2 protein-coding genes are annotated in these 2,160 nt (G+C 59.8%); both read left to right on the top strand.

Annotated elements, in window-relative coordinates; all coding sequences use genetic code 11:
• Positions 1 to 416 precede the first annotated feature (416 nt).
• Entirely contained in the window at positions 417 to 1,004 is a 588-nt protein-coding gene (locus AC1DUU_RS30290; protein ID WP_476787012.1) for a TetR/AcrR family transcriptional regulator, read from the top strand.
• Positions 1,005 to 1,088: 84 nt separating this feature from the next.
• Positions 1,089 to 2,160: efflux RND transporter periplasmic adaptor subunit (locus AC1DUU_RS30285; RefSeq protein WP_476787011.1), on the top strand; the 1,072-nt coding region annotated here is incomplete at its 3' end.

The raw sequence follows: 2,160 nt of genomic DNA, 5'->3' as shown, positions 1-2,160 counted from the left end.
ATCGAGATCAATCTGCGAGTAGGTGCGTTTCATCTGCGCTTCCTTGCTTACGATAACCCATTGGTATCGCTGCAAAGTCGCACTTCAAGGTAGAACCCACCCCCGCTACATGTCGATGTCGCGTAATAGGCATTATGGAACTTCCTTTGAAGCTTGAGCGTGCTCGCCGATACAAGGCCGGGCGGCAGTATTGTCGCACAATCGCAGGCGCGAAGGTGCTGCTGCAGTATCTGCACGTGTCCCTGTGCTTATTCTATCACATCCGGACATCGCAGCTATGGACCAGACTGCGAGCGCACCGGCATGCTGCGGCTAGCCATTCGGTACACAAATTGGTGAATTGAACTTTCTGTTGCGTCGCACCTATAATAACCAACCAGTCGGAAATTAATTCTAGACAGCGCAGGCGTGAACGTATGGCCCGTCCAAGGGTAATCGAACAGAGCGACATACTGGATGCGGCGGAGCTCGTGGTTGTCCGTGATGGCGCCGCGCATGTGACGCTTGATGCCGTAGCCACCGAAGCCGGGATCAGCAAAGCGAGCGTCATCTACGACTACAAATCCAAGCAGCAGCTCATCAATGCCATCATACGGCGGCGCCTGGAAGCTGAAGCAGAGCGGATCCGAGCGACCACGGACAGCCTGGGTTCGGTTTCGAGCGCGTCCATCAATGGACTTATTGCGGCGGCAGCCGAACCGATCCGTGATGATGTGCGAGCCGTCGCTGTAAATCTGGTCGCCGCCCTCGCCCAGAACGCCGAAGCGCGTGGCTATGTGCAGGCCACCTATAGACGATCGATCGATTCGGTCACAGAAACGGCGGAAAACCCGCGTGGTGCCATCCTAGCGTTTCTGGCGCTCGAGGGGCTCAAGAGGCTCGAACTGCACAATCTGAACCCCTGGTCTGACGCCGAACGTACAAACATTCTGCGCGACATCCAGTGGCTGGTCGACGCGGAACATCTGCGCTCCCAAGACACCAATTCGCCGACTGGCGGTTGATCGCTCACAGCTACCGCTAAACACATTCATCGCCACGGCCTCGCTAGCCGTCCCGGCAAACGTCAACTTTTTCTGGATTCTCTCATGCGTACTTACGTTTTGCCGCTGAAACTTACAGCGGCCGCCGCCCTTTTCGCTGTTATTTCTGGATGCAGTGATGCCAAAAGTTCTGCAGAGGCGCAGCCGGCTGCCCCTCCTCCCCCCGCCGTGAGCGTCATCGAGGTTGTTCCAGAAACCCTTCCCATTTTGAACGAACTGCCAGGACGCATTGCCCCAACCCGCATCGCCGAGGTGCGGCCACGCGTCTCGGGCATCGTGCTCGAGCGCGTCTTCGAACAGGGAAGCCTGGTGAAGGAAGGCGACGTGCTCTATCGGATCGACCCGGCGCTGTTCCGCGCACAGGTGGCGAGCGCAGAGGCGACCCTGCAGCGCGCGCAAGCCGTCCAACTTCAGGCCCGCCAGCAGGCTGACCGGCAGAACGAGCTGCGCGAACGCAACGTTTCCAGCGGCCAGCAGCTCGACAACGCGGTGGCGGCACTCGCGCAGGCAGACGCGGATGTGGCGATTGCCACCGCGGGACTTACGACGGCGCAACTCAATCTGGACTACGCCGAAATCACGGCACCGATCTCCGGACGCATCGGCCGTGCCATGGTCACGGAAGGCGCGCTCGTCAGCGCCAATGGCCCTGAAAGCCTGGCCACCATTCAACAGATCGATCCGGTCTATGCCGATTTTACCCAGTCGGCGAACGAGCTTCTCCGGCTTCGGCGCGCGCTCGAAAACGGCGCATTGACGAATGCCGAGGCGGGTGCCGCTCGCGTTATGCTTCGACTGGATGATGGCAGTGAATACGCGCACCCCGGCAAACTCCTGTTCCTTGAGGCGGCGGTAGACGCCACCACCGGACAGGTGACGCTTCGTGGCGAGTTCCCCAATCCTGAAGGGGACTTACTGCCGGGCATGTATGTCCGCGTGCTAATCGAGCAAGGGATCCAGCAGAACGCCATCGCGATTCCGCAGCAGGCGATCCAGCGCGATTCTGGCGGGCGATCGCAAGTCTATGTCGTGACTGACAGTAACGTGGCGGACCTTCGGACGGTTCGGGTTGGACGCGTGGCTGGTGACCGTTGGGTCGTGGAAGAAGGCCTCAAGG

The sequence above is a fragment of the Aminobacter sp. P4_H6_2 genome (assembly GCF_056400805.1).
The sequence above is the reverse complement of the archived record's forward strand: the minus strand, read 5'-3'. Positions and strand labels throughout refer to the sequence as shown.